Annotated in this window: 23 protein-coding genes; 11 read left to right on the forward strand and 12 right to left on the reverse strand. The window is 55.7% G+C overall.

What is annotated here, in order from left to right:
- The first annotated feature begins 11 nt into the window (after positions 1 to 11).
- The 8 genes from asnB to PHACT_RS00180 are packed head-to-tail and all read left to right on the forward strand — an operon-like array spanning position 12 to position 9,050.
- Complete coding sequence (gene asnB, locus PHACT_RS00145; protein WP_083264210.1) at positions 12 to 1,874, forward strand: asparagine synthase (glutamine-hydrolyzing); 1,863 nt, start codon at positions 12 to 14, stop codon at positions 1,872 to 1,874.
- 37 nt (positions 1,875 to 1,911) lie between these two features.
- Positions 1,912 to 2,922: a UDP-glucose 4-epimerase GalE gene (gene galE, locus PHACT_RS00150; protein WP_070115387.1), complete on the forward strand. Its 1,011-nt coding sequence runs from the start codon at positions 1,912 to 1,914 to the stop codon at positions 2,920 to 2,922.
- A gap of 13 nt (positions 2,923 to 2,935) precedes the next feature.
- Complete coding sequence (locus PHACT_RS00155; RefSeq protein WP_070115388.1) at positions 2,936 to 4,075, forward strand: glycosyltransferase family 4 protein; 1,140 nt, start codon at positions 2,936 to 2,938, stop codon at positions 4,073 to 4,075.
- Between the two features lie 10 nt (positions 4,076 to 4,085).
- On the forward strand, positions 4,086 to 5,114 hold the full coding sequence (locus tag PHACT_RS00160; RefSeq protein WP_070115389.1) for a polysaccharide biosynthesis protein: 1,029 nt from the start codon (positions 4,086 to 4,088) through the stop codon (positions 5,112 to 5,114).
- 1 nt (position 5,115) lies between these two features.
- A complete protein-coding gene (gene wbjC / locus PHACT_RS00165; protein ID WP_070115390.1) occupies positions 5,116 to 6,237 on the forward strand; it encodes a UDP-2-acetamido-2,6-beta-L-arabino-hexul-4-ose reductase in 1,122 nt (373 codons plus the stop codon).
- The gene (gene wecB, locus PHACT_RS00170; protein ID WP_070115391.1) at positions 6,224 to 7,354 is read left to right on the forward strand and encodes a non-hydrolyzing UDP-N-acetylglucosamine 2-epimerase; all 1,131 of its coding nucleotides are present in this window, start codon (positions 6,224 to 6,226) and stop codon (positions 7,352 to 7,354) included. The genes wbjC and wecB overlap by 14 nt, the downstream gene beginning before the upstream one ends.
- A gap of 11 nt (positions 7,355 to 7,365) precedes the next feature.
- Positions 7,366 to 8,556 carry a glycosyltransferase family 4 protein gene (locus tag PHACT_RS00175; protein WP_070115392.1) on the forward strand — a complete coding sequence of 397 codons (1,191 nt, stop codon included), beginning with the start codon at positions 7,366 to 7,368 and terminating at the stop codon, positions 8,554 to 8,556.
- A complete protein-coding gene (locus PHACT_RS00180) occupies positions 8,553 to 9,050 on the forward strand; it encodes a WbuC family cupin fold metalloprotein (protein ID WP_070115393.1) in 498 nt (165 codons plus the stop codon). Before PHACT_RS00175 ends, PHACT_RS00180 begins: the two co-directional genes overlap by 4 nt.
- Before the next feature lie 36 nt (positions 9,051 to 9,086).
- On the opposite strand, the gene PHACT_RS00185 is transcribed toward PHACT_RS00180, so the two are convergent.
- Both PHACT_RS00185 and PHACT_RS00190 read right to left on the reverse strand, forming a co-directional pair.
- Positions 9,087 to 10,088 carry an META domain-containing protein gene (locus PHACT_RS00185; RefSeq protein ID WP_083264212.1) on the reverse strand — a complete coding sequence of 334 codons (1,002 nt, stop codon included), beginning with the start codon at positions 10,086 to 10,088 and terminating at the stop codon, positions 9,087 to 9,089.
- Between the two features lie 93 nt (positions 10,089 to 10,181).
- Complete coding sequence (locus tag PHACT_RS00190) at positions 10,182 to 10,733, reverse strand: type 1 glutamine amidotransferase domain-containing protein (protein ID WP_070115394.1); 552 nt, start codon at positions 10,731 to 10,733, stop codon at positions 10,182 to 10,184.
- Between the two features lie 250 nt (positions 10,734 to 10,983).
- On the opposite strand from PHACT_RS00190, the gene PHACT_RS00195 reads away from it, so the two are divergent.
- Complete coding sequence (locus PHACT_RS00195) at positions 10,984 to 11,685, forward strand: hypothetical protein (RefSeq protein ID WP_070115395.1); 702 nt, start codon at positions 10,984 to 10,986, stop codon at positions 11,683 to 11,685.
- Positions 11,686 to 11,863: 178 nt separating this feature from the next.
- Positions 11,864 to 13,180: a PQQ-dependent sugar dehydrogenase gene (locus tag PHACT_RS00200; protein WP_070115396.1), complete on the forward strand. Its 1,317-nt coding sequence runs from the start codon at positions 11,864 to 11,866 to the stop codon at positions 13,178 to 13,180.
- 103 nt (positions 13,181 to 13,283) lie between these two features.
- On the opposite strand, the gene PHACT_RS00205 is transcribed toward PHACT_RS00200, so the two are convergent.
- On the reverse strand, positions 13,284 to 14,192 hold the full coding sequence (locus tag PHACT_RS00205; RefSeq protein WP_070115397.1) for an AEC family transporter: 909 nt from the start codon (positions 14,190 to 14,192) through the stop codon (positions 13,284 to 13,286).
- A gap of 9 nt (positions 14,193 to 14,201) precedes the next feature.
- Positions 14,202 to 15,383 (reverse strand): phospholipase D-like domain-containing protein, encoded by a 1,182-nt coding sequence (locus PHACT_RS00210; protein ID WP_070115398.1) that lies wholly within the window; start codon positions 15,381 to 15,383, stop codon positions 14,202 to 14,204.
- A 124-nt stretch (positions 15,384 to 15,507) separates the two neighbouring features.
- On the opposite strand from PHACT_RS00210, the gene cysQ reads away from it, so the two are divergent.
- Complete coding sequence (gene cysQ / locus PHACT_RS00215; protein WP_070115399.1) at positions 15,508 to 16,290, forward strand: 3'(2'),5'-bisphosphate nucleotidase CysQ; 783 nt, start codon at positions 15,508 to 15,510, stop codon at positions 16,288 to 16,290.
- Positions 16,291 to 16,357: 67 nt separating this feature from the next.
- Here cysQ and cysC read toward each other — a convergent pair whose 3' ends face one another.
- From cysC to PHACT_RS00255, 8 genes are all read right to left on the reverse strand, one after another.
- Positions 16,358 to 16,900 (reverse strand): adenylyl-sulfate kinase, encoded by a 543-nt coding sequence (gene cysC, locus PHACT_RS00220; RefSeq protein ID WP_070115400.1) that lies wholly within the window; start codon positions 16,898 to 16,900, stop codon positions 16,358 to 16,360.
- Positions 16,901 to 17,066: 166 nt separating this feature from the next.
- A complete protein-coding gene (locus tag PHACT_RS00225; protein ID WP_083264213.1) occupies positions 17,067 to 18,788 on the reverse strand; it encodes a cytochrome c peroxidase in 1,722 nt (573 codons plus the stop codon).
- Positions 18,763 to 19,356 carry a methylamine dehydrogenase light chain gene (locus PHACT_RS00230; RefSeq protein WP_317622266.1) on the reverse strand — a complete coding sequence of 198 codons (594 nt, stop codon included), beginning with the start codon at positions 19,354 to 19,356 and terminating at the stop codon, positions 18,763 to 18,765. Before PHACT_RS00230 ends, PHACT_RS00225 begins: the two co-directional genes overlap by 26 nt.
- Before the next feature lie 29 nt (positions 19,357 to 19,385).
- Entirely contained in the window at positions 19,386 to 20,009 is a 624-nt protein-coding gene (mauD, locus tag PHACT_RS00235; protein ID WP_070115401.1) for a methylamine dehydrogenase accessory protein MauD, read from the reverse strand.
- Between the two features lie 3 nt (positions 20,010 to 20,012).
- Positions 20,013 to 20,540, reverse strand: a complete 528-nt coding sequence (locus PHACT_RS00240; RefSeq protein WP_083264215.1) for a MauE/DoxX family redox-associated membrane protein — start codon at positions 20,538 to 20,540, stop codon at positions 20,013 to 20,015.
- Positions 20,537 to 21,682, reverse strand: coding sequence for an amine dehydrogenase large subunit (locus PHACT_RS00245; RefSeq protein WP_245730519.1), 1,146 nt, complete (start codon positions 21,680 to 21,682; stop codon positions 20,537 to 20,539). Before PHACT_RS00245 ends, PHACT_RS00240 begins: the two co-directional genes overlap by 4 nt.
- Before the next feature lie 359 nt (positions 21,683 to 22,041).
- Complete coding sequence (locus PHACT_RS00250) at positions 22,042 to 23,844, reverse strand: tetratricopeptide repeat-containing sulfotransferase family protein (RefSeq protein WP_070115403.1); 1,803 nt, start codon at positions 23,842 to 23,844, stop codon at positions 22,042 to 22,044.
- Positions 23,845 to 23,877: 33 nt separating this feature from the next.
- Positions 23,878 to 26,901, reverse strand: a complete 3,024-nt coding sequence (locus PHACT_RS00255) for a TonB-dependent receptor plug domain-containing protein (protein WP_070115404.1) — start codon at positions 26,899 to 26,901, stop codon at positions 23,878 to 23,880.
- Positions 26,902 to 26,904 lie beyond the last annotated feature (3 nt).

A 26,904-nucleotide genomic window follows, 5' to 3' on the forward strand; every position in this document is an offset into this window, starting at 1 on the left:
TAGCATCAAGAATGTGTGGAATTGTAGGAATTGCATCCAGTATCCCGTTGTCGCAACGCGAGTGGCTCAAGCACGGCAGCGATGCCATCACGCATCGTGGCCCGGATGATGAAGGGGAGTGGTGGTCAACGGACGGCCGGGTAGGCTTGGCTCATCGCCGCCTGGCAATCCTTGATCTTTCGCCAGCGGGGCATCAGCCGATGCTGGATCGCAGCAGCGATCTGTCTATCGTATTCAACGGCGAGATTTATAACTTTCGTGATGTCCGCAAAGAATTGATAGCAAAGGGTCACGATTTTCACTCTGGTTCTGACACTGAGGTGGTGTTAGCGGCTTACCGGGAATGGGGTACGAAGTGTCTCACTCATTTCAACGGTATGTTTGCGTTTGCGATATACGATGCCGTTCGCCAAACACTTTTTTTGGCTCGTGATCGTGCAGGTGAAAAACCACTATTCTACTACCACTACAATGGCGAATTGCGCTTTGCGTCAGAACTGAAAGCATTGCTGGCGGACCCTGATTTGCCTCGTCAGATCGATTCCGACGCGCTCGACTGTTACCTGTCAATGGGTTATATACCCGGCGCGCTCTGCATTCTAAAGGGGTATAACAAGCTACCCGCGGCGCATGCCTTGAGTTTTGATCTGGCCAGTGGGAAAGCGTCGGTGTGGCGCTACTGGCAGGTGCCCGAGCTCTCTGATGACAGTGCTTCAGCCGATGAAACGTCTCTTCTGGATGAACTGGAATCGCTGCTGGATGACGCAGTACGCCTGCAGATGGTGGCTGATGTGCCTGTCGGTATCTTGCTGAGCGGCGGGGTCGACTCGAGTCTGGTGACAGCGATGGCGGTTCGGCATTCCAGCAAGGTTCGCACCTTCAGTATCGGTTTTTCAGGACATGGCGAGCTTGATGAAACACCCCATGCGCGCCTGATTGCCAGGCACTTTGGGACTGATCATACAGAGCTGACTGCGGAGCCTGCGACTGCTGAACTAATGATGGCATTGGCGCAGCAATTCGATGAGCCAATGGCTGATTCATCCATGTTTCCGACCTGGCTCGTGAGTCACCTGGTACGTCAACATTGCACTGTTGCCTTGGGCGGAGACGGTGGCGACGAACTCTTTGGTGGTTATGGGCATTATAGCCGCCTGCTTGTGCAGCAACGCACGTTAAGCCGTGTGCCCAAGGTTTTGCGTCATGGCTTCGCTCAGCTTGCAGAGTCAGTGCTGCCTGTTGGCGTTAAGGGGCGCAATTTTTTACAAAATCTTGACGTGGATCTCAAATGTGGTTTGTCTAACAATTCCAGTCTATTCGACAGAACAACACGCAAGAAGCTACTTCGTGCATTTTCCTCGCACAGCTTAGCTGCTGAGTCTACTAGGCGCGCACGCGTGACTGCGCATGAAGACCTGTTACAGCGTGCCACTCGTTTCGATTTTCAAGACTATCTCGCGGAAGATATCCTGGTTAAAGTTGATCGGGCCAGTATGCTGAACTCACTGGAAGTTCGCGCTCCATTGCTGGACTATCGCTTGATCGAATTCGCATTTGGTAAGGTGCCGTCTCGATTGAAGGCGACTGAGACCGAAAAAAAGATACTGCTGAAGCGCCTAACGTCGAAACTGTTGCCGCCTGAGTTCGACCGAAAACGCAAGCAGGGCTTCTCCATTCCAATGGCCTCATGGCTAAAGGCTGGCCCATTCAGAGAGCTTTTCTGGGACACACTTACCAGCGCAGACTGCATGTTTGATGCGGTGACTGTGAGGGGGCTGCTGGACGGTCAGGACAAAGGTCGCAGCAATGGTGAGCGACTGTTTGCGTTGACCCAGTTCGAACTGTGGCGCAAGACCTATGGTGCGAGCCTTTGATATTCTCGTTCAACCTCATCAGTGAAAGGCAGGCAGCATGATTGTGTTGGTAACAGGCGGTCTCGGATATATTGGCAGCCATGCCTGTGTGGCGCTGCTGGAAGCTGGATACGACGTGGTCGTTCTGGATAACCTGGCTACCGGCAAAGAAGAGGTAGTTACGCGTATTGAGAAAATCACCGGTCGCAGATTGGTGTTGGTGATTGGCGATATTCGTGATCGAAGTATTCTAAACAAGGTATTTGATAATCATGATATCGGCGCTGTGCTGCATTTTGCCGGCCTGAAATCTCCATCGGAATCGCTGTTGATGCCACTGGCCTATTTCGACTGCAATGTCACTGGCAGCATTACTTTGCTGGAAGAAATGCAAAAAAGGGATATCAAGACCCTGGTGTTCAGCTCGTCTGCCACGGTCTATGGCTTGCCGGAAGAGATGCCGGTGACTGAATCATGCCGTGCCGAATCACCAACCAATCCGTATGGCAAATCCAAATTGATGGTTGAGCAGGTCCTCAGGGATCTGACAGCGACCGAGTCTGAATGGCGCGTCGCTTGCCTGCGCTACTTTAATCCGGTTAGTGCGCACAGAAGCGGGTTGTTGGGCGAAGATCCAGTGACAGCCCCTAACAACCTCATGCCCTATGTAACCCGCGTGGCTGCCGGCAGACTTTCCGAGCTGACGGTTTTTGGTGATGACTACCCGACATCAGATGGTACCGGCGTGCGTGATTACATTCATGTCCAGGACCTGGCCGAGGGACACGTTGCGACTCTACGGTACTTGACGTCTGCCGAAGGTTTTTCCGTTTTTAATCTTGGCACCGGCCGCGGCATTTCGGTGCTGGAACTGATCCGTAAATTCGAGGAAGTAAGCGGCAAGCCTATCCCCTATACGGTCGGCCCCCGGCGCCAGGGCGACGTTGCCGAGTGTTGGGCAGATCCTGCAAAGGCTCAGCGGCTCATGGGATGGCAGGCTCTGCTGACCATCGATGATATGTGCCGGGATGCCTGGCAGTGGGAGCAAAATTGTCAGTCGCACGTCTGAAAGAGCCAGCATCATGCACCTTGCGATAGACGCCAGTAATCTCCGGTTAGGCGGTGGCGTTACCCACCTGTCGAAATTGCTGTCTGCGGCTGATCCGCAAAAGGCAGGCATCAGGAAGATCAGTGTATGGGCCTGTCAGTCCACGGCGGCAACCTTGCCCAGTCGTCCCTGGCTGGACGTCTGTAGTCCAGACTGGATAGAGTCGGGGCTGTTCAGCAGAATGTTTGCCCAGCAGTTTCGACTGGCGAAGGAAGTCGAGTCACACGGCTGCGATATATTGTTCTCACCAGGCGGCACCTTGGCTCGCCGTGTCTCTATACCGACAGTAACCATGTCGCAGAATATGCTGCCATTTGAAGCCTCTGAAGCGGCACGCTTTGGCATACCCAGTGTCATGTGGCTGAAAATGAAGCTACTGCGTATGTCTCAGGGACGATCTTTCCGGGAAGCTGATGGTTTAATATTCCTTACCCAGTACGCCAAGGATGCGATTACTCAAGCCCTCGGCCATCTTGATAACCAGACCATCTGTATTCCGCACGGCATTGAAACCAGATTTGTGTGCGCGCCAAGGAAACAAAGGCTGTTGGCTGATTGTACTTTTGCTAATCCATTCCGCCTGTTGTACGTTTCTATCGCGATGCCTTACAAACACCAGATACCTGTCGCTTTTGCTGTGAAGCGATTGAGGGATAAGGGTTTACCGGTGGAGGTTCAGTTTGTCGGGGCATCCTGGGGGCGTTATGGCAGTTTGCTGCGCAGCACCCTTGATCAACTGGACCCGGATGGCGAGTTCCTGCAGTGGTCTGGAAGCTTGCCGTTTGAGCAGCTTCACGATGTCTATATGAATGCAGATGCGTTCGTATTTGCGTCCAGCTGTGAAAACCTGCCTAATATCATGATAGAAGCGATGGCAGCGGGGCTGCCAATCGCGTCGTCGCGGAAAGGGCCAATGCCCGAAGTCCTGGGGGAGGCCGGTGTCTATTTTGACCCGGACGATCCCGATTCTGTCACGCAGGCGCTGGAAACGTTAGCCATTGATGCAACTAAACGGACCGAAATAGCGCAATTAGCATGGCAGAAAGCGACGGTTTATTCTTGGGAGCGCTGCGCGGATGAGACACTTGCTTTTATTGCGAAAGTAGCTGAGTAGAGATACCTATATGTTTTCCGACAAAACCTTATTGATAACTGGCGGCACCGGCTCATTCGGCCACGCTGTGCTGCGCAGATTCCTTGACTCGGACTTGCGCGAGATTCGTATCCTCAGCCGCGATGAGAAGAAGCAGGATGATATGCGTAAAGAATATCAGTCCCCGCGGCTCAAGTTCTATATCGGTGATGTACGCGACTATAATTCTGTGCTCAGTGCCATGCGTGGCGTTGACTATGTTTTTCATGCGGCGGCGCTTAAGCAGGTGCCTTCCTGCGAGTTTCATCCACTGGAGGCGGTCAAGACGAATGTGCTGGGCACTGAGAATGTGCTGGAGGCCGCGATAAACTGCGAGGTAGAGCGCGTTATCTGCCTGAGTACCGACAAGGCAGTCTACCCTATCAATGCCATGGGTATCTCCAAGGCGATGATGGAGAAAGTGGCTGTCGCCAAATCCAGAAGCAGCAGTTCAACCGTTATCTGTGCGACGCGTTACGGCAACGTGATGGCGTCCAGAGGCTCCGTCATTCCGTTGTTTGTTGAACAGATTCGCAGTGGTCGGCCGATTTCCATTACCGATCCGACCATGACCCGGTTCATGATGACGCTGGATGATGCGGTGAACCTGGTACTGTTTGCCTTCGAGCATGGCAATCCTGGCGACATATTTGTGCAGAAAGCACCGGCGTCCACCATCGAAACGCTGGCCCGGGCACTGACCTCGTTGTTGCAGGTGCCTGATCACGATATCCGCACCATCGGTACGCGCCATGGCGAAAAACGCTTTGAAGCGCTGCTGACGCGCGAAGAGATGGCTGGTGCGGCTGATCTGGGTGACTATTATCGGATACCGCCGGATCAACGTGATCTGAATTACGAGAAATATGTTGAGCTGGGTGAAACCAGTATTTCCAGCGCGGAAGACTACAACTCTGACAATACCACGCGCCTTGATGTTGAGGGCATGAAACAGCTATTGATGAAACTGGATTTCATCAAGGCTATTGTGGCAGGCGCACACGTGGAGCCTGAGGTTTAAGATGAACGTATTAGTAACCGGCGCAGATGGTTTTATCGGTAAGAATCTATGTCTGCGCCTGAGCGAAGAGGCATCGGTATCGGTTATCCCCTTTACCCGAAGTAATACCATAGATGATCTCGCCGGCCTGGTAGCCGATGCTGACGCTGTAGTGCATCTGGCGGGTGAAAACCGGCCACAGGATCCGGCCGCATTCGAGCAGATCAACGTGGGCCTGACCCGCGCGTTGTGTGATGCCATCAGCGCCGCCGGCAAGCGCATACCCTTGATATTGGCATCGTCTGCGCAGGCTGAGTTGGACAACCCCTATGGCAAGAGCAAGCTGGCTGCTGAGCAGGCAGTGCAGGCGTTGGCGGGGGACGGCGGCAATCCGGTAGCGGTTTATCGCTTGCCCGGTGTCTTCGGTAAATGGTGCAAACCCAACTACAACTCGGTGGTTGCCACCTTCTGCCATAACCTGGCAAATGATCTGCCGATTCAGATCAATGATCCAGCCCATGAAATCAAGCTGGTGTATATCGATGATGTGGTTAATGCTTTCATTGACTGGCTGCGCGCGCCGGGCACCGGTTTCCAGTCGCAGGCAGTTGCCCCAGTTTACGAGGTCTCGCTTGGCGCGCTGGCTGAGCAGATCAAAGCCTTTGGCAATTGCCGGACGTCGTTAGTGTCCGAGCGTGTCGGCACCGGTTTTGTGCGGGCCCTGTATGCCACCTATGTCAGCTACCTGCCCACAGACCGGTTTGTGTACGATTTGCCGGTACATGGCGATGAGCGCGGGGTGTTTGTGGAAATGCTGAAGACGCCTGATGCGGGTCAGTTCTCGTTTTTCACGGCGCACCCTGGCATCACGCGTGGCGGACATTACCATCACAGCAAAACAGAAAAATTCCTGGTGATCAAAGGCCAGGCGCGCTTTGGTTTTCGTCATATGCACACCGATGAAACATTTTATCTGGACACCGATGGCGACAAACCGCAGATCGTGGAGACGGTTCCCGGGTGGACCCACGATATTACCAACATTGGTTCAACCGAGATGATTGTCATGTTGTGGGCCAATGAGATATTCGACCGGGATCGCCCGGACACCATCACAAGCAAGGTTGCGCATGAAAGAACTTAAAGTTGTCTCCGTTGTTGGTACCCGGCCGGAAATTATCAGGCTGTCGCGTGTACTGGCCAGACTCGATGAGTGTTGCGAGCATGTACTGGTGCATACCGGGCAGAATTATGACTATGAGTTGAACCAGATATTTTTTGATGACCTGGGTATTCGTAAACCGGACTTTTTTCTGGAAGCGGCCGGTGCCAATGGCGCAGAAACCATTGGTAATGTCATTATTGCTGTCGATGCTGTACTGGCTAAAGTAGCACCGGACTGTATGCTGGTGTTGGGAGATACCAATAGCTGCATGTCAGTGATCCCGGCCAAGCGTCGCAAGATTCCGACATTTCACATGGAGGCGGGCAATCGTTGTTTTGATATGCGGGTGCCCGAAGAGATCAATCGCCGTATTGTTGATCACACGGCCGATATCAATATGCCTTACAGCACCATTGCCCGCGATTATCTGCTGCGCGAAGGTCTGTCACCGGATATGGTTGTCAAAACCGGCAGCCCGATGTTCGAAGTGCTGCATCACTATCTGCCAAAAATACAATTGTCCGATGTGTTGGCCCGGCTGGAACTTGAAGCCGGCAAGTATTTTGTTGTCAGCGCACACCGCGAAGAGAATATAGATTCGGATGGAAATTTCAGTAACCTGGTTGCCACACTGAATACCATCGCTGAGACCTATCAATTGCCCGTTATCGTGACGACGCATCCTCGTACACAAAAGCGTATTGATACACAAAAAATTGCGTTTGATTCACGTATTCGTCTTCTCAAGCCGCTAGGGTTTACCGACTACAACAGGCTGCAGCTTTCTGCCAAAGCCGTGTTGTCGGACAGCGGTACCATCAACGAAGAGTCGTCCATCCTCAATTTCCCCGCGCTCAATATACGCGAAGCCCACGAGCGACCAGAAGGCATGGAAGAAGCTGCCGTGATGATGGTGGGCCTGGGTGCAGAGCGGGTGATGCAGGCTCTTGCCGTACTGGAGACGCAGGGCAGGGGTGAGGACAGGGCGTTGAGGCTGGTTGCCGATTACAGCATGCCCAATGTGTCCGACAAAGTTGTACGCATCCTGCATAGTTATACCGACTATGTGAATCGGGTTGTCTGGAAGCAGTACTGAGGTTTGCTGGTATGCGAATCGCGCTGATCGCCGATACCTTCCCCCCGCTAAGATCCTCGGGTGCCGTACAGCTGCGTGATCTGTCCCGCGAGTTCGTCCGTCAGGGACACGAGATCACGGTGATGGTGGCCAGCCCGCAACAGACAGAACCCTGGTTGCTTGAAGACTATCACGGTGTGCAGGTGCTCAGATTACACACCCCTCGCATCAAAGATGTGTCTTACGTTCGCCGAACAATGGCCGAGCTGTTGATGCCGTTTTATATGAAGCGCAATCTTCAGCGTTCGCCTCTGGCGGCTGCTACCTGGGATGCGGTGGTTTGGTACTCCCCCTCAATTTTTCTGGCGCCGCTGGTCAATTTTCTGAAAAAGCGGCATCAAATTCCCGGCTATCTGATCATTCGCGATATCTTTCCGGAATGGGCCGTGGACATGGGCCTGATGGGACGTGGTCTGCCGTATCGATTTTTCCGGACGGTGGCCGATTATCAGTATTCTGCTGCTGACATTATTGGTGTGCAGACACCGGGCAATCGCGTTTATTTTGAACAGTGGCTCGCTGGCGATGAGGGCCGGGTAGAGGTGTTGCAAAATTGGTTGTCCGATACCGGTGTCAGCAACTGTTCCATCCGCATAGCGGACACTGCTCTGGCTGGCAAAAGAATCTTTGTGTATGCAGGCAACATGGGCGTGGCGCAGGGCATGAACACGATTCTGGCGTTTGCACAGGCCATGTCGGAAAAACCTGAGGTTGGATTTGTGTTTGTTGGCCGCGGCAGTGACAGCGAGCGTTTGCGAGCCGAGGCGCTCAGGCGCAAACTGGATAATGTGTTGTTCTTCGACGAAATAGACCCCGATGAAATCCCGGGTTTGTATCAGCAATGTGATGTGGGCATCGTGGCACTTGATGTGCGCCATAAGACACATAATATCCCCGGCAAATTTATTTCTTACATGCAGGCGGGTTTACCGGTGCTGGCGATGATCAATCCGGGCAATGATCTGCAGCAGCTTATTGTGTCCAATAATGTTGGTGTTGTATCCACGCAGGCAGATGCGGATGTGCTGACCGGCAAGGCCAGTGAGCTGTTATCGCGACTGGAATCCGACCAGGAGATTTCTGGCCGCTGCCGGTCATTGTACGAACAGCTTTTTGCCCCGGAAATTGCCGTTTCCCAGATCGTGAGAGCATTGCAGTCATGAGCATTGTGCAGTTCACACCCGACTATCTGGATTCCCTGGTCGAAGAAGCGTCCAGATCACCGCGCCTGCGCCAACACCGTAATATTCATACCAGCTACGAAGATCCTTGCCAGCGCTTTTTGAATGCCATTGGCATGGACAGTTACATACGTCCCCATCGACATAAACTGGACCCGAAGGCAGAGACACTGGTGGCTGTTCGTGGATTGTTCGCGCTGGTGAGCTTTGATGACAGTGGCAAGGTTGCGGAGGTAATCCGTTTTGGTACGGAGCGCCATGATCAGGGCGGTGCGCTGGCCGTGGGCGTGGATACGGCACCGGGTGTCTGGCACACCATTATTGCGCTGGAGCCGGGGGCAGTGTTGCTGGAAATAAAGGCGGGACCGTTCCGGCCTGATGCCGCCAAGGAGCCGGCAACCTGGGCGCCGGAGGAGCAGACGCCTGAAGGCCAACAGTATTTGAACGACTTGAGATTACTGATCAGCAAGCGGTAGTGGACCGAAGCCTGTAAACTTTCCTCACTGATGTCACTAATATTCCAGCCGCGCCGTCAGCGTCCCGTTCGCCGAATGCAACACCAGCGCACCCAACTCCGTCACATCAAACCGCTGTAAGTCTCTCAGGTTCTCCATCACTGTCTGCTCCTGCGCCATCAGTGCCGGTGCGCAGGCTATGCGGGTGGTGGCAATCTGGTTGATGGAAAAGCCTTCGCCGCTTAGCTGGTATTGTCCCATCAGGTTGTTGCAGGTGGCGCGACCGGTCACACGGCCGTCAGGCCAGAAGTTCAGGGTCACCCGTGAGCTGTCGATGATGCCACGTCCATTGATGTCTTCCAGCACCCATTCTGCACCCTGTATCAGTCGCGCCGGATTGCCGCCACAGCCGGTGAGTGTGCTGCCATCGACCTGCAGGGTGACCTGTTTGGGGTGAGGCATGCCGGTCATGCTGTCGCGGCAAACCTGATCACTTATCTGGCCGGTGATGGCCTGGCTACGAAGCGCACCGTTGTCGCGCTCGAAGGTGTAAGGCTGCGCCGATTGCGCCACTTCACCAGCTTGGTTGGCAGGTTGGTTGACAATCTTGTTGGAAAGCTGATTGAGCTGCAACAGGCCGCGCTCCAGCGTCAGCAGCCAGAACGGTTCATTGCCGGAAGCACGAAACGGCTCCACAATCGCGCCAGGTGGTATACATTCCGGGTAGCTCATGCCCTCGAGCGTCAGCGACGCTTGCTCGCCTTTAAACCACAGACTGTTCTCAGCCTCGGTGTCGGCAACATAGCGTGCCCCGGACGCACTGATGCGCTGCTGCATGTCAATCTGCTCACCCCGCACCGTTAGCTGCACAACCTCACCTTGCCCGCGCACGCTGATTGGCAGCACTCCGCACTGCAGGTCGGCACTGAAGCGCTGGGCGCCAACTGTGTTGTCAGTTGGGTTGTTGGCGTTGTCCAGGGCGCAGCCTGCAAGCATGATGCAACACAGCCAAGGCAGGGAACGAGCCAGGGGCCGGGTGACGATTTGTGTAAGCTTCAATGTGTTTTCCTGTGGTAAAGCCAAAGGAAGGTAAAGGGGACAGAGGGATTAGCGCACAAATTCCTCCGTCCCTGTTAGCGGCCTTTAGCGTTTTTAGTGTCGACCTTCAGCCAGTTCTTCCAGCATTTTGGCGTTGAAGTCAGGAATATCATCGGGGCTGCGACTGGTGACCAGGCCTTCGTCGACCACCACGGATTTGTCGACCCAGTTGGCGCCGGCGTTTTCCAGGTCCACCTTGACGGTTTTGAACGATGTCATGGTTCTGCCTTTGACTACTCCTGCGGTGATCAGCACCTGGGGGCCGTGGCAGATGGCAAACGTGGGTTTGCCGGCCTCGACAAAGTCACGTGCAAAGGCGACCGCGGCGTCGTTACCTCGCAGCGCATCCGGGTTGGCGACGCCGCCGGGGATCAGTATTGCATCAAAATCGCTGCTACTGACCTGGTCAATGGTTTTGTCCACGCTGAAGTGATCTCCCAGCGTGCCTTTATGCATGCCATGAATGGGTCCCTCGCTCAGAGAGACCACTGTGGTTTCCACACCGGCATCATTTAATGCCTGGCGTGGCTCTGAAAATTCGCTCTGTTCGAAGCCGTTAGTGACCAGTATCGCCACTTTCCTGCCTTTTATTGCATTATTGTCCATAATGTACTCCTCCAGTTCTCAGGAACATAGCTGTCTGGGCGTTGACTAAATAGTTACAACCCAACTATTCAGACAACTGATCAGGCTGCGTGTTCACTTAAATTTCCAGTCGAGATGGCTGACATGTATGGCTGATATGTTTGACTGACATGTAAAGAGAACATGCATATGCAACCAGTTGCCCTTGGTGGCAGTAAACTACGCAGTTGACACAGGAACGTGTAATCATAGTAACTTTCAGGAGCAGCAAATGAACATCAATAAGGCACTCACCAGCCTGGTCTTCACCATACTCGCCACCTTCACCATCCCCGCTTTCGCCGGCGGCACCGCCGTCCTTGAAGCCGGCAGCGGCGCCAACCGCATCAATACCACCATCGAATTTAATGACGGCAATATGCGTATGGGCACTGCCGTACCTGGCTTTGATGGTTATATGGTGATGACCGAGACCGGCATCTACATGGTGACCGGCATGGGTGGCCGACCCATGGTGCTGGATCTGGGCGCGATGATGAGCTTGATGGGTGGTATGGCGGGGGAGATGATGCAGTCGCAGGGCATCAGCCTGAACAATGGCATCGGGCAGTTCATTGAGATGCGTGATGCCGGCCGCAACGAGGCAGTTGCGGGTGTGCCGGGCCTGGTCTATGACCTGACCTATGCCAATGAACAGGGCACCCGGCAGACCGAGGAGATTGTGCTGGGCCGTGATGCGACCTTGCGCGAACTGACCGAAACACTGGCCACCTGGGGCCGGATGATGGCGGCATACCTGAGCGTTGACCTGAGTGAATACCAGGGCGCGATGGATGATCTGCTGCAATATGGCGATGGCATTTTGCGGCTGGGCTCGGGCTACCGGCTGGTGTCGCTAGACGAGACGGCGCCAGACCCGGCGCGCTTCACACTACCGGCGGCTCCGCAGCAGATGCCGAGCTGGATGCCCTGATTCAGGACGATGAGAATGGGGACGGAGGGAATACTTTTTGACCATTGGTGGTCAAAAAGTATTCCCTCCGTCCCCATTCTTTCTTGGGTTACGGTCACCATGATTCGATGGAACGAATTGCCCCAGATGTTGACTAAATCTGTAGGAGCACTATGGATTTGAAAAGGAGGACACGTCTATGCTTACGCGAGCTAGTGTATTTGCGCTTACCGGAAGTATCTTGCTTTTGGGTGCCTGTGGGCAGGAAGCAGATCTGCCCGTTTCGGCAAACGTGGGGGAAGACCCGCAGTTGCCTGAACCTTCCACGTCAGTAGTACCCACCATGCAGGTTGCAGAGGCTGTAGGCTGGTCAGAAGGGCGCATGCCTGATGCAGCGGCAGGGACTGAGGTATCTGTGTTTGCCGATGATCTACTGAACCCGCGCTGGTTATATGAACTTCCCAATGGGGACATCCTGGTCGCCGAGAGCAAGGCACCGGAGGGCTCCAGCCCTGAGGGGCTAAAAAGCTGGGCCGCCGGGCTGGTCAAGGGTCAGGCTACGTCAGATGCGCCAAATGCCAACCGGATCACGCTTCTGCGCGACAGTGACAGTGATGGTCAGGTGGATGAGCGCCATATCTTTCTGGAAAATCTCAATTCACCTTTTGGCATGGCACTGGTAGGTGACCATTTTTATGTCGCCAATGCTGATTCGCTTGTCAGGTTCCCTTATCAGGCCGGTCAGGACACCATTAACGCAGAGCCGGAAATGGTTGAGGACCTGACCCTGGGGTCGCTTAATCACCATTGGACAAAAAGTCTGATCGCCAGCCCTGATGGTGGCCACTTGTACATCGGTATCGGTTCCAACAGCAATGTCGGCGAGAACGGCATGGATGAGGAAGAGGGCCGCGCCGCCATCTGGCAGGTTAATGTGGCCACGGGTGAATCACGCATTTATGCAGAAGGGCTGCGCAACCCGGTGGGCATGGCTTGGCATCCACAGACCGGCGCTTTATGGGTCTCTGTGAATGAGCGCGATGAGCTGGGTAGTGATCTGGTCCCTGACTATATGACCAGCGTGCAAGAGGGCGGTTTTTATGGCTGGCCGTGGCGTTATTACGGAGATCGCGTAGATGAGCGTGTAGAGGCGCCCATGCCATATCAGGATGATGAGGTATTGACCCCTGATTACGCGCTGGGGCCGCACACAGCGTCTCTGGGGCTCACCTGGATCGGCAATGAGACAGCGATGCCGGCGCCATTCGCGCAAGGCATGATCGTTGGTCAGCATGGTTCATGGAACCGTGAACCGGCCAGTGGTTATAAGGTGATTTTTGTGCCTTTCCAGAACGGTGAGCCCGCCGGAGATCCGGTTGACCTGCTAACCGGCTTCCTCAGCGATGACGAGGAATCGGCTTATGGCCGGCCGGTCGGAGTCTTGGTGAACAGCGCTGGCAGCGTGCTGGTCGCCGATGATGTGGGCGGCCGCGTCTGGCGTGTCAGCGGCATGTGACGCGTTCTTAAAGAATGGGGACGGAGGGAATACTTTTTGACCAGCAGTGGTCAATAAGTATTCCCTCCGTCCCCATTCTCAGCCATTCTCACCGTCCCCATTCTCAGACCAGCAGCAACCACAGGGGAATTACGGCGAAGGCCAGCAGGGTCTGAGCACTGATGATATTGGCCATCAGCGGCGCATTGCCGCCTAGCTGTCGGGACAGGATATAGCCTGATGTGGCGGTTGGCAGGCAGGCCAGCAACAGCAATACCTGCTGGCTGAGCAAATCCAGCTCCAGCCACATGGCAAGACCCAGCATCAGGGCCGGAAATACAGCAAACTTGAGCACGCTGGCGAGCACAATACCAAGCCAGTCCTGTTTCACTGTGCCCAGGCTGAGCGCAACACCCACCGCCAGCAGCCCCAGCGGCAAGGCGGCGGCTCCGAGCCGCGCCAGTAACCCTTCGATCCATGCATGGCCCAGTCCCACACCGCTGATATTAAGCGCAACGCCCAGCAGGCAGGCGACAATAAGCGGGTTGCTCAATAATCCTTTTAAGACGCCGCTCAGCGTTTTGCTGTTGCCGTCAATGACCAGGGAAAAACAGAGGACGCTGAGTATGTTGGCCAGCGGGATCATGATGCTGACAGCAATGGCGGCAATCACCAGCCCGGGGTCACCAAACAGCGCGCTGGCCACGGCCAGGCCAATATAGGTGTTGAAGCGAATGGCGCCCTGGAACATTGAGGTGAAATCCGCGGCATTGCGACTCGCCAGAGGTTTGAGCAGCCAGGCGAGTGCGCTGGTGAGCAGGAGCGCGGCACAGATGACCAGAGAAAAACGCACAAAATCGGCATTGCTGAAATCAGCCAGCGCCAGCCGGTGTACCAGCAGCGCCGGGAAGGCAACGTAGTAGGTGAGGCGCTCAATGCCCGGCCAGAATTCGGCGCCCGGGAAATTGATCCGGCGCAGCAGCGCGCCAAACAGTATCAGCAGAAATACGGGCCCTAAAGCATCAGCAATCATCTATGCTCACTAATATATCCTCAGGAACAGGTCGGCCAGCTTCTTTACCCGACCCCAGAACCAGATTTTAAACCGGTAGTGCAGTGGCAGATTCTTCCATTGCTGGCGAGTCAGTTCCTTACATTGGTCAAAGTCGCGCTCGAAGCACTGTTGCACCTGGTTTGCCAGATCCGGGTCTAACGCATTCTGGTTGGCTTCCAGGTTCCAGTGCAGGGTCCAGTGATCAAAATTGCAGGAACCCAGCGAGACCCATTGGTCTATCAAGGCCGATTTCAGGTGCGAGAAACGGGCCTGGTACTCAAAAATTCTGACGCCACTGCGCAACAGCCTGCCGTAGTAAATCTGCCCGGCATATCGTACCGGTGGCAGGTCGGTGAAATTGCCGCAGACGTGCAGGCGAACATCCACCCCGCGTTTGGCTGCACCCGTCAGAGCGCGGCGCAGCGAGCGTGGCGGTACAAAGTAGGGCGTGGCCAGCCACACGCGGGTTTTCGCCTGTCGAATGTGGCTGATAAGCGACCGCAATAGATCACGGTTGTTGCGCGATGCGCTGAACGCCACCCGTCCCAGACCGGGTTTTATCTCGGGCAGGGGGACGGAATCGTGTTTTTGCGCTGGGCTGTCGAGCATGTGTCGGTAAGGCCTGTCGGCCTGTTGCCAGGACTGCTCGAACAGGCTTTGCCAGTCTTTGACGATATCCCCACGCACAATCAGCATCTGTTCATGCCAGGGGTTCTGGTGCGTTTCCTGTGACTCATCAATCTCGCAAAATTCGTCGGTAAATCCCAGGCCACCGGTGCAGGCTGTGTGCTGATCGAACAGCAACAGTTTGCGGTGATCGCGATGCAGGTTGCGGGTGCCTCGGGACCAGTGCAGGGGGTTATAGAAACGCAGTGATACGCCGGCCCGCCGCAATGCCTCGCGCTCTGCATCGGAAAAGTACAGACTGCCACTGGCATCAAACAGGCAGCGTATTGTGACGCCTCGTTCCGCCGCTGATGTTAACGCTGCCACCAGTCGCCGGGTCGCATTGCCGGATGTCACCAGGTACATTTCGATGTCGATACTGTACTCGGCCTGTTCGATCAATTGCAGGATGCGAGGGAAAAACACCACGCCATCGATCAGCAATTCGAATTGACAGTCTTCGCGCCAGTTGAACGGTTCCGTCTGTTTTTTGCGTATGTCCATAGGGTGCGTATCATCGCGCAATAATGGGGACGGAGGGAATACTTTTTGCTCAAAAAGTATTCCCTCCGTCCCCATTATTGCAAGTCTGCTATAGTGAAATTTTTCTATACCCGGGGGAATCCCAATGCCAGATAATCCGTTGCTTGGCAATCGCGCTGAGCTGCTGAACATACTCACCCAGGTGGCCCGGGATGCGGGACGCGTCATCATGGCAATTTACGCCACTGACTTTGCGGTGCGGGACAAGGACGATGAATCGCCGGTGACCGAGGCCGATGAGAAAGCGGAGCAGGTGATTGTGACGGCGCTGCGCAAGTTGACGCCGACTGTGCCGGTCATCGCCGAAGAAGCCATGGCGGCGGGGCATGGTGAGTCGGTCGGGGCGATGTTCTGGCTGGTGGATCCGCTGGACGGTACGCGTGAGTTTGTTAATCGAAACGGTGAGTTCACCGTGAACATTGCCTTGATCGAAAACGGCGTTCCGGTGCTGGGTGTGGTGTATGCCCCGTTTCTCGATCGACTGTTTGCCGGTGCCACTGGGCAGGGTGCATTTGTGGTAGAAAGTGACGGGCAGCAACGTCGGATTTCCACACGGGAGGTGCCGGACGCCGGTCTCACTGTGGTCGCCAGTCGCCTGCATGGTGACCCGCAGGCGCTGCAGGATTTTCTCGGCGAACGAAAAGTTGCCGAGATGCGCAGCGCCGGTTCGTCCTTAAAGATCTGTCTGATTGCCGCTGGCGAGGCGGATCTGTATCCACGTTTTGGCCGCACCATGGAATGGGATATCGCCGCTGGCGATGCAGTGCTGCGTGCGGCCGGGGGGCGGCTGACCGATGTTGATGAAAAACTGATGGGTTACGGCAAGCCTGAATTTGAGAACCCGAATTTTGTCGTGTGGGGGCAGTAAGAATGGGGACGGAGGGGATACTTTTTGACCAGCATTGGTCAAAAAGTATCCCCTCCGTCCCCATTCTTCACGTCAGCAGCGCGAGAACCTTGGCAGCGCTTTGCTGAGGCGACTCATTAACTGTTGAGATAATCAGGGTGGGTGTCAGCGGGATTTCGTACGGTGATGCAATGCCGGTGAAATTTTCGATTTCACCGTTACGCGCTTTTTTGTACAAACCCTTGACGTCTCGCTGTTCGGCTACGGCTAACGGCGTGTCTATATAGACTTCAATGAAACGGTCGTTGCCAATGGTGTTACGCGCCGCATCACGCTCGGCCCGGAACGGTGATATCAGGGCCACTATGACGATCAGTCCGGCATCCATCATCAATCTTGCCACTTCAGCAACGCGGCGAATGTTTTCGACACGGTCGCTATCGCTGAATCCCAGATCCTGACACAGACCTTTGCGGACATTGTCACCGTCAAGTATGTAACAGGCCCGACCTGTATCACGCAGGCTTTGAGCAACCTGATTGGCGATGGTGGTTTTGCCGGCACCGGACAGGCCCGTTAGCCAAAGCACCTTGGGCGCGCGGGCCGTAACAGAATTCAGAGTTGTAGCCATAAGCCTCCGCTGAGTCCAGCATTCATGTTTCCGAATGGCTGGTTCACAAGGACGCTACAGCCTGAGTTCTCGAGTGTACCAAAAAGGTGCGCGATCGCCCAAGAATTACAGAATAAAGGATGCTTTTCAGGCGACTACCTATCGATGATGGCGGAACCGGTGCGTGTCAGTCTTCCAGCAGGTATTCGTAGCGCTGGTCAGTGAGCATACGCAGGAAGGCGGTCAGAGCTGCTAATTGACGTTCGCTCAGGGGGAAATTGCCGCGCAGTTTGTGAGTGGCGATACCGTCGGGGTTGTTGGACGCTGCCCAGGGCTGGTCGGTTTCAGGGTTTATCTGGCCGCTGTCGCCGGACTCGCTGTAGTGATTGTAAAAGCGCATGACAGTGTCGAGTTTGTTGAACGTGCCATTGTGCATATAGGGCGCGCTGACAGCAACGTTACGCAGACTGGGAACCTTAAAACGACCGTTGACATCGGTGTTGTCGAATTCGCTGCCCAGCGCTGGATTCATGGCCAGTCCGGCGTCCCGAAAATCACTGCCCAGCCCATTGTTGCTGAGCAACGCGGCATTGATTGGCGTGCCGATATTTTCGTAACGATGATTGCTGAAAACTTCGCGCGGCGCGTACGCCATGGTCGATGCCTGGTGGCAGGATGCACAGTTACTGAAACTGGGTGAGAAAAACAGCCCCATGCCGACAACTTCCTGTGTGGTGGCTGATATTTCGCCGCGCACAAATCGGTCGTAACGCGAATCGTAGCTGTTGAAAGTGTCGCTGCGCAGATAACTGGCCAGGCTGTCCGCGATAGCGGTCAGGACAGCGCTTTCCGGCCATTGACTGTCAGCAGTGCCAAGAAACGGATGATACCGCTGGCTCTGCATAACACGGCTGGTCAGGTCCGACAGATCCCGCAGGCCCATTTCCTTGCTGTTAACAAACGGCGACAGCACCTGTTCTTCAAGCGTGGTTTCGCGGCCGTCCCAGAAAAAACCGCCACGGATTTTATCTGCGCCGGAGGTGGCCATGGCGGCAGTTTGGTGTGCGCTCTGACGAGGAGCCTGCAGACTGCCAACTGGCGTCATATCCTGAAGTGTGAAGACAGGTGTGGTAGCGACATAGGTGAGAGAGGGTGCGTTGCGCTGGCCGATCGAGCTGCCATCCGAACCGATGGAGGCACCGTGCCCGGCAGTCAGCGACCGCGGGTCGGCAAATGCGCGCCCCGGATCGTGACAACTGGCGCAGGCCTGATTGCCCTGACTTGAGAGTGAGGTGTCAAAAAACAGGGCTTCACCAAACGCCAGTTTTTGCTCTGTTGTTAGCGGTGATGGCATCACCGTTGTTGATGTTGCTGCTGAAAGAGCCGCCAGTTGATCTGGCGCCTCCTGTTCAGCTGCTTGCGTTGGCCCGACAGGTGCCGGTGCTGCTGGTGAAGTCTGCGGCGCCGTTGTTAGCTGTGAGGTCGCATCGTCCTTTCGCTCCAGCAATTGTTTTCGCACCGCGTGCACATCGTTCATACGCACCCGTCGATTGGCCGTCACTTCGGCTTCGCTATAAGGCGTCGGGTCATCCGCTGCGGCAAAGGTACGCAGCATCCAGTTCATGACCTCGGCCAGATCTGCATCACTCAACGGCGAATGCGCCGCGCCGGGCACGCGCACCAGATACGAGCGGCCTTCCTTAAAGCTGGCGAAATAACCCAGGTCTTCATTCAGGTCGGGCACAATGTCGCCCATGCCCGAGCCGTCTTCGATGTGACATCCGCCACAATGCAGCAGGTAGTTGAACTGCGGTGTTGCTGAGCTGGCTATCGCGGGTGCGAAGACCAGGCCCAGAAACAACGACAGTGTCGCCAGTGGGCGATCAAGGCAGCGCGTTGCTGTCGCCATGACCAATCACCAGTGCCAGTGTGCAGTGATATGCGTGGCTGGTTGAGCCAAAGCACCACAGTACGTTGTTGGATTTAGACGGGAAGTAGACCGGGCGATCGCCTTCCGAGCGAGAGCAGCCACAACCACCGCAACTGCCTTTGCCACAACAGTCGTTGTAGGAGATCAGGTAGTTGCGACCGTCAGTGGGGTTATGGCAGGAACCGACCCAGGCAACCGTTGCTGTCTGTGAACCGGGCGGGCAGGTAGTCAGCGAGCCACCACAACAGCTGCACAATGAGCCACTGAACGCACAGTAGCGCCAGTAGTCACAACTCAGGGTGTCGCCCATTTCTTCGATGTCTGCGACGCCATTGACCGGCGCGGCATTACCGGGCGGCGGGAATGGTGTCGGGGACGATGCCGGTGGTGAAGACGCTGGTTGCGCTGATGCACGCGACATCGGCAGCACAGGCAGTGCCCCCATGCCGGCGATCAACACACCAAAGCGACCCAGGAATGAGCGACGTGAAGTGCGCGCCGCCAGCATACGAATGGCACCGGTGGTCACCGAGTCCAGATCTTTGATCATTTGTGCAATCAGTTCTTGACGGGTACTCATGAGGCGCCTCCTTCCAGGTGACCTTCTTTAACCAGATAATCCTGAATTGACTCGTAGCCGCTTTGCATCGCTGTTACCAGTGATTCCAGGTGTTCGCGGCTGTTCACCAGACCTTTGGAGCGCAGCGCACCGCTTTCATCAATCAGCACGGCGTAGGGCAGCTTGCCAACTTCAAAGCGCATGCCCAGTTCCAGAGAGACAATGTACGGGTAGTTCTGCAGTTTCATTTTTTCAATGTACTGCAGGTGGGTTTCAGCCTGGCCGCCATCGCTGCCGAAAATCAGGTCGACGTTGTCGCTCAGTGCCATGCTTTTTGCGGTCGGCACCAGCTCCTTACAGATGGGGCAGGTTGGGGAGACAAACAGCAGCAACTGTGCTTTACCGGCACTGGCACCGTTGGCGGTGGCGCCAATTGCCACCGGTTTGCCATGAATGTCCGGAATGGACATGTTGGTGATTTTTTCGCCCAGTTTCGGACCTGAGGTTGTCATCAGTGCGCCGGCGGGTGCCAGTCGGGTATGCAGGATACCAATCTGTCGGGCCAGGGCGATAACGGCAAATATCAGAGCCAGTACCACGAGCGTCAGTAAAATCAGTGTAGCTGCCAAAGCGTTGCTCATGGCTTACTCCTTATCTATCAGTAGGGTGTGATTACGGGATAACTGTTCGAACATTGAGTAGCTGAAAGAGCAGGCTGCAACAAACAGCACCGCAAACAGCATGTCCAGTGAGTTCAATGGTCGGGTGGCAACTGGCGCAAGCAGCATCAGTGCACCTAAGGTCAGCACGGCGTTGCGCAACAACAGTAAGCCGGATAACGATTGTGGTGTATCACCACAGCCGCAATCTATCTGGGAGCGACCGCGACTCATGTTGATACCCATCGCCAGGGCGTACATCGCCAGCAGCGTGGCTGCCAGCAGTGCACCGACCGGACGGGAAAAGGCAAACAGCAGGCTCGCCGCAACGGCAATCTCCAGCCATGGCAATACTCGGGCCGCCGGCGATACCAGCGACTCAGGCAGAATGCGATACGCAGCCAGTTGTGCCTCAAAGCGGCGGTGAGCACTGATCTTGTGCCGTGCCGCCAGCAGAAACAGCAATGCCAGCGAGGTGGCAATGACAATGGTAACCAGTGGATCAATCATCATTGCATTCCTTCATACAGTGCCTGCATGGTGCCGGAGACATTTTCCACGGTGCGCAGCAAACGGCCGGATCGAGGATCGCGAACCTGCAGTCCGTCACTGGTTGCCAGTAACAGCAGGGGGTCATCGCCCGGTGTGATCAGTACGCCGCGCGCGGTGACATCTTCACCCAGTTCAATACGAACACCGCGGTTGCCGGTGATCATGTTGTAGATCCACAGTTCGGTGCCGGGTTTTTCGAAAGTTTCCTGGCCGCCGCCATCATGCATCAGTGTCGCCAGCAGGGCTTCGCCATCATGGTAGGCAAAAGGCTGATAGCTGCCGATACGCCAGTTGTCATCAGGTTTGGGCATGACGCCATTGACGTCCGCTGTGCCGTCGCTTTCCGGGTTGATGTCAAAGGCCTCGGAAACAACCAGGTTATCGCCGTCCAGTGATACTTTTCGCAGCAGGCCCTCAAAGGACATGAACATCCAGCCATCAGCTGCGGGCACCGAGTAGTCATACACCGGGTCAGTAAAGACGTCGAAGAATGAGGCGCTCTGAATGCGACGTGTTTCCTGCCCGGCTGTATTCAGCTGGATGTATTGGGCTGTGCCATCGCCGCAGACAGAAATCCAGCCCTCTGCTTCCGGGTAGATGCCGGAACAGCTTGGCAATGACACTTCGCCGACAAAGGTTTCAGATTCGATGTCGACCAGGCTGACAGAGGTGGCGGGTGTAATATTCCAGACCCCGGCAAAACGATCGTTGATCAGCCCCATCATGCCTGGATGACCGATGCCTGCTGCGCGTGCCGGAATCTCGACTTCGCTGATGGCCGTGGCGGTGGCGGCATCATAGATCTGTACCACGTCGGTGCGATCACCCAGGCTGCCGCGCGAGTAGTAGCTGCCGTATGCGTAGATCAGGCCCGCACTCATGCGCGGTGCCAGCGCCGGAGAGAATGAAGACACCAGCAGCGTACCGCCAATGACGCCCTCGTCGGCGTCCACCAGGAACACGGTGTCGCCGCGTCGCACTGTGACCCAGTGTTGGTCGAATCCTTCAATGACACCGGTGTCACCGACAACGGTATCCCATTGTGCGTTGACGACACCAGTGGCCGCCAATGATGCGGCCAGTGCAAGCATACGTATCTTCATTTTTTACCCCTGTTTGCCAAGTTCTGTTGCCGGTTTTTTGTAGCCGTGTTGTGTCGAAATTCCGGGTTTAGGTCTGCATTGATCAGCTTCATTCTTTTCTCGCTCTGTTGAGATACCAATGACTGCTTTAGCACTGTTCCGTGCACTACAATATGTCGCTTCTTTAAGGCCCGGCACCAGTTTGATGCGATTGTTTGGGCCAAACACGGTATTTCCCTGAATTGCCTGTCATACGTCAGTGATATTGCAACATCAATGCCGCTTCTGTGGCTGTCCCGTGCATAACGTATCAACCTCAGTCGATTGACGTATGAATGGGGACGGAGTGAATACTTTTTGACCAGTAGCCTCGCAACTGGTCAAAAAGTATTCACTCCGTCCCCATTCTCATTCTTAAGTGCTTGCTGCAGAGGGCTGAGCCAGTCTGTGTAGTGTGCAAAGCGGTCGCTGTAGGCGGTGGTGACCGGGTTCTGTACCTGTACCGCGCTGAAGGTGGCCACGGGCCGCCGGGTCTTGTGCGGTGACAGACAGGCGTTCTCAAAATCCAGCTTTGAAAAGCTCAGTAATTCACGAATGCGTGGGCCCGGATCGCGCACCAGTTCAGCGTAGTCGACCACATGGACAGACGCCTGCTGGTGATGCAGCCAGTGACTGACAATGTGCTCATGGATTCGGTAATAGTGGCCAATATCATTGAGCCGATGCGCACATGGCCAGCTTTTTGAGAATTTGTGGCGATAGATCGAGAAGCCAACGTCCATGGCCTGGCGCTGCAGGTAAATTATGGGGGACTCCGGGAACATCAAACGAATAAGACCTATCGATCTGAAATTAAGTGGCTGTTTATCTACCACATGTGTTTTGTTATCTACCATTGGCAGTGCGTCGAGATAGCGTCGTCGCCAGAGCTTCGCATGTGAGCGTATCAGTGTCCGGGCGGCATCAACGCCCTGGTGTCTGGCAACCGCCATCAGCTCTTCATGAATATCGTAAAGTGTTGGCAATTCCCCGGCGCCGTGAACCTGAGAGTGCGACGCGAGAATGGATTCGATCAGGGTTGTGCCTGAGCGTGGCATGCCCACAACAAATATCGGTCGAAGCGGCGCTGCTTCAAGTTTGTTCGGTTCCAGATCCTGTTCCTGTTCTTGTTTTTCTTCCAAAGCCAGGTCCTTAAATATCTCCGGAAGGAGTGCCAGCTCGCTTTCAATAAGCTGTGGCTGATAGACAAAACCCTCCTGTTCAGAGATGCCCTGGTTAATGCTGTTGCCTTCTTCCCAGGCAGAAAATGCGCGCTCGAAATCGTTGCGCTGATCCAGCGCGGTGCCCAGGGTAAAACCCAGCATCACCCGGTATTCCGGATGCACGCGGGTATCACGGAAGAGGGTGTCGATGGCGCTTATTTCAGCATCACTAAGTCTGCCTTCGCACAGGGCGCCCAGTTCGACGTAGGCTGTGGCAAATCCTGGTCGTGCCGCGATGGCGCGGCGACAAAACTGCTCAGCGAGCTCAAGCTCGCCGGTCAGGTGATGCAGACGGCACAACGTATACAGCAGCTCGGCATCATTGGGTGCGATCTGCTGGGCACGAGTCAGGCGATCCCGCGCCTGCGAATAGTCCTGTGCCGCGATGGCGAGGCGAGCGGCGCCAGTCAGGCAGGACGGATCATCGGGTTTTAGTGTCAGTACCGGTTGATAGGCGGCGATGGCATCGCTGAAGCGCGATTCCTCAAAGTGAGCACGTGATAGTGCCTGCCAGGCTTCGTGCGCGTCGGGATGCGCCTGCGTCCAGCCCTGGGCTATGCGTAGCAGCTCCAGCCAGCGTCGGCCACCAGACGCCAATGCCGCAGCCACCTGCCATACCAGCACGTTTGCTGGATCCACGTGCTGTGCGCGCGCCAGAATCGGCAGTGCGTCCATTGGCCGCTCCGAACGCGCAACGGTTCTGGCAAGCAGCAGCAACGCCTGTGGATGGTCGGGGTGATGACGCAGAAGAGATTCAAAGACCGAGGCAGATTCCGCATAGTCACCAGCCTGGTAGAGCACGGAACCCAGCATCAGACTGGCATCAAGGTCGCCCGGGTTGCGGGCGACCTCAATACGCAGTCGAACGATGCTCTCAGGTGCGGTGAGAGCCTCGCTTGCCTTAGTAACGTGTTGTTGCATAAACGATTTTCGTCCTGGTACCAGAGCTGGGCACTATTGAAACGGATTAAGACTGCGTAGGCTCTGGAAATCTGCCGAAACACCCAGATAGGCAACACGTCCCCTGGGGCCAACCGGCAGGTTCAGGTAGCTTGGATCGGGTTCCTGTTTGGTCAGGTTATTGATGCCACCGTAGACCTCGAACCCGTTACTGAAGTTGTAGCTGCCCTGTATGTCATGCACCATGACCGGATCGGTTTTCAGGAAGTCGGAACGGTCTGGCTGTCGTTGAAGTTCCTCGTCCTGGTAGATGTTCAGTGCACTTTGATAGCGGAAGCGGTAGGTCAGCGCCAACGGTCCGCGAAGCCAGTTCGCACTCAGATTGGCGACCCACTCAGGTGCATGCTGGCCCAGCAGCGTTTCCACCATGCCGGCTTCCTCGACCTGTCTTGGCTCCACCGTCGGCTGGGTTTTCAGCGACTCGAGATAGGTGCCGTTGAACGACAGCGACAGCATGCCAAGGTTGTCAAGATCGATAGGGTAGTTCATGCTGAAATCAACACCGGATGTGTAGAGGTTACTGACGTTGACCGGTCGCTGCTCCAGATCCACGATCACACCCACCAGTGCGCCCTGCGTGGCGCGTGAAAACAGGTCGCAAAACGCGTTGTCAGTGGACGGCTGGTCGTAACATCGTTCCACGATCTCGTCATCGCTGGGATAGAGAACACCCTGCGACATGTCGATTTCCCACCAGTCTACCGCGGCTACCAGCCCCGGCATCCAGGAAGGTGTATACACAACACCCAGCGTCTGCGTGTTACTGGTTTCTTCTTCCAGTCTCGGGTTGCCACCGCGGACACCGGGCCGGCCTACCGGAGAGGCTGACACAAAGGCGTCAGGGTCCAGTCCCAGCGCAGCGATTTCAGCCCGACAATTTGCGACCGTGTTGGCTGTCTGCGCGTTCAGGTTGGCTGCTTCACAGGGGTCATCCGGCCTGAACGAGGACTGATTTTCCGGTTCAAACAGTTCCGCAAGATTGGGCGCGCGTACCGACTCACCCAGCGAACCTCTGATGATGACACTGTCGTTCAGGGTCCAGTTCACACCAATACTGTAGGCCGTGGTTTCACCAATAGTGGACCAGTCAGAATAACGAAATGCGCCGTCCACCCGCAGTGCCTGCAACAGGGGAGCCAGATCCTGAAAAACCGGTATGGAGACTTCGGCAAAGGCCTCGGCTACATCATAGGAGGAGCTACTTGGCCGGGTGAAATCCAGCGGTGTCAGACCATTGGGGTTGCTGCGCAGGGCATCGGGTGTGTTGGCGATTTTTTCCTCGCGATATTCGCCGCCCAGCACAAAGTCCACGGGGCCGGCGGGCATGGCGAGTCCGAGGCCGGAGCTGTCGCCGGACAGGAAGGCGTTAAAGACGGTCTGCTCGGACTCACCTTTGCTCACGATTGGCGTGCCCGCGTTGGTGATGAAGGCCTGGGCTGCCCCATTGGGGTCGTCCGGGTTGATCTGGCCAGGGCTGAAGTAATACTGCGTGCCATCAAGGAAAGGGTTGAAGGGCACGCAACCGCTGTTGGCACCGGGCGTAAACGTCATGTTGGCGGCATCGCCCCAGACGCCAGGGTTCCAGGGGGATACCACGGGGTCGGTGGGCGGAACTGCAGCCGGATTCAGATTGGAGCGGCAGGTAGCCTGACCGGTAGCGGGATCGGTGACGGCGTCCAGCGCGGCAAAATAGCGATCTTCAAGGCGTTGATTGCTGAGCCGGGCGGTAACTTCTGTGATGCCGTAATTGGCTGAAGCCTCGTAACGCAGCCAGTCGGTGATGTCGCCGCGGAAACCGGCAACGAGCCGGGTGGTGTCGCGGGTGTTGTCGTTCAGAGATCGCATCTCAAGGTCGTCGCGTGCCAGGTTGATACTCGGGTCCTGGATGCTTGCCAGCACGTCATTGAACGCATCTGGAATGAACGGGTTATCAAGGCTGAGCTCCAGTACGGTGGTATAGGAAGAGCTGCGCGGGTTGACGGCGTTAGTGCGTACGAATTTGAATTCGGTGAAGGCGGTGTGGTTTTCATTCAGATCGTAGCGTCCATTCAGATTGAAGGAATGCGTCTCTAGCTCGGGAATAAGCGACGATGAAAAATAGGCGGTGGGGGTTCCATCTCCCCCCAGATGAGCAAAGCCGGAGGTTGGCTGCCCGACCTGAAATGGGCTGCCGTCCGCTGACAGGGCGATGGGAGACGGGTAGGTGTACTGTTCGCCGGTGACAGGGTCGGTGCCAAGAATGTCGTAACGCCCATCCGGAGCAGTGTAAGTAAAGTTACGTGACCCGGGTGGTGTCAGTGTCCGGTCCGGCACATTGGGGTCATCGACGCCGCCGTACTCTGCCGGGTTATTGTTGATGTACTGTCTGCCACTGATGCCATAGGAACGATCTTTGGTTTCCAGCCTTTCCTGTTTCCGGTATTCGTAGCTTGAAGTGACATTGCCGCGGCCATCATCAAAGTTGGTGCCAAAAACAAATGATGCAAAAAAGTCTTCCGCGTCGCCTTCGTCTGACATGCCACCCTGGGTTCTTATCGCCACCCCTTCGAAATCGTCTTTGAGAATAAAGTTGACCGCACCGGACACAGCGTCAGCCCCGTAAACGGCCGAGGCGCCGCCAGTCAGTACGTCGACCCGTTCGATCAACGCAATGGGAATGGTGTTGGTGTCAACCAGCGGTTCACCGGTTGCCAGCGCGCTGACATGTCGACGACCATTGACCAGCGTCAAGGTGCGGTTATTGCCCAGGTTGCGAAGATTCAGTGCATTGACACCCACGCGTGAGCCGCCGTCTTCGCCCTGGGTTTCAAAGGACCCGGAGGACCCTACCAGAGCGCCCACCTCGCTGATGAAATCTTCGATATTGGTGCTGCCTGACTGCTCTACCTGCTCGGCGCCGAGTGAAAGCACGGGTGCCGAGTAGTCGCCTTCAAAACGTGTTATACGTGACCCTGTAACAACAACTTCTTCCAATCTTGGTTGATCTGCGCCGTCCTGGGCATACAGTAGGGAGGTCATCGG

The organism is Pseudohongiella acticola, from assembly GCF_001758195.1.
Taxonomy (GTDB): Bacteria; Pseudomonadota; Gammaproteobacteria; order Pseudomonadales; family Pseudohongiellaceae; genus Pseudohongiella; species Pseudohongiella acticola.

What these genes read in the sequence shown, in the direction of transcription:
- asnB (WP_083264210.1), top strand. Translation starts at nt 12, where the DNA reads ATGTGTGGAATTGTAGGAATTGCATCCAGTATCCCGTTGTCGCAACGC.
- galE (WP_070115387.1), top strand. Translation starts at nt 1,912, where the DNA reads ATGATTGTGTTGGTAACAGGCGGTCTCGGATATATTGGCAGCCATGCC.
- PHACT_RS00155 (WP_070115388.1), top strand. Translation starts at nt 2,936, where the DNA reads ATGCACCTTGCGATAGACGCCAGTAATCTCCGGTTAGGCGGTGGCGTT.
- PHACT_RS00160 (WP_070115389.1), top strand. Translation starts at nt 4,086, where the DNA reads ATGTTTTCCGACAAAACCTTATTGATAACTGGCGGCACCGGCTCATTC.
- wbjC (WP_070115390.1), top strand. Translation starts at nt 5,116, where the DNA reads ATGAACGTATTAGTAACCGGCGCAGATGGTTTTATCGGTAAGAATCTA.
- wecB (WP_070115391.1), top strand. Translation starts at nt 6,224, where the DNA reads ATGAAAGAACTTAAAGTTGTCTCCGTTGTTGGTACCCGGCCGGAAATT.
- PHACT_RS00175 (WP_070115392.1), top strand. Translation starts at nt 7,366, where the DNA reads ATGCGAATCGCGCTGATCGCCGATACCTTCCCCCCGCTAAGATCCTCG.
- PHACT_RS00180 (WP_070115393.1), top strand. Translation starts at nt 8,553, where the DNA reads ATGAGCATTGTGCAGTTCACACCCGACTATCTGGATTCCCTGGTCGAA.
- PHACT_RS00190 (WP_070115394.1), bottom strand. Translation starts at nt 10,733, where the DNA reads ATGGACAATAATGCAATAAAAGGCAGGAAAGTGGCGATACTGGTCACT.
- PHACT_RS00195 (WP_070115395.1), top strand. Translation starts at nt 10,984, where the DNA reads ATGAACATCAATAAGGCACTCACCAGCCTGGTCTTCACCATACTCGCC.
- PHACT_RS00200 (WP_070115396.1), top strand. Translation starts at nt 11,864, where the DNA reads ATGCTTACGCGAGCTAGTGTATTTGCGCTTACCGGAAGTATCTTGCTT.
- PHACT_RS00205 (WP_070115397.1), bottom strand. Translation starts at nt 14,192, where the DNA reads ATGATTGCTGATGCTTTAGGGCCCGTATTTCTGCTGATACTGTTTGGC.
- PHACT_RS00210 (WP_070115398.1), bottom strand. Translation starts at nt 15,383, where the DNA reads ATGGACATACGCAAAAAACAGACGGAACCGTTCAACTGGCGCGAAGAC.
- cysQ (WP_070115399.1), top strand. Translation starts at nt 15,508, where the DNA reads ATGCCAGATAATCCGTTGCTTGGCAATCGCGCTGAGCTGCTGAACATA.
- cysC (WP_070115400.1), bottom strand. Translation starts at nt 16,900, where the DNA reads ATGGCTACAACTCTGAATTCTGTTACGGCCCGCGCGCCCAAGGTGCTT.
- PHACT_RS00225 (WP_083264213.1), bottom strand. Translation starts at nt 18,788, where the DNA reads ATGGCGACAGCAACGCGCTGCCTTGATCGCCCACTGGCGACACTGTCG.
- mauD (WP_070115401.1), bottom strand. Translation starts at nt 20,009, where the DNA reads ATGAGCAACGCTTTGGCAGCTACACTGATTTTACTGACGCTCGTGGTA.
- PHACT_RS00240 (WP_083264215.1), bottom strand. Translation starts at nt 20,540, where the DNA reads ATGATGATTGATCCACTGGTTACCATTGTCATTGCCACCTCGCTGGCA.
- PHACT_RS00245 (WP_245730519.1), bottom strand. Translation starts at nt 21,682, where the DNA reads ATGAAGATACGTATGCTTGCACTGGCCGCATCATTGGCGGCCACTGGT.
- PHACT_RS00250 (WP_070115403.1), bottom strand. Translation starts at nt 23,844, where the DNA reads ATGCAACAACACGTTACTAAGGCAAGCGAGGCTCTCACCGCACCTGAG.
- PHACT_RS00255 (WP_070115404.1), bottom strand. Translation starts at nt 26,901, where the DNA reads ATGACCTCCCTACTGTATGCCCAGGACGGCGCAGATCAACCAAGATTG.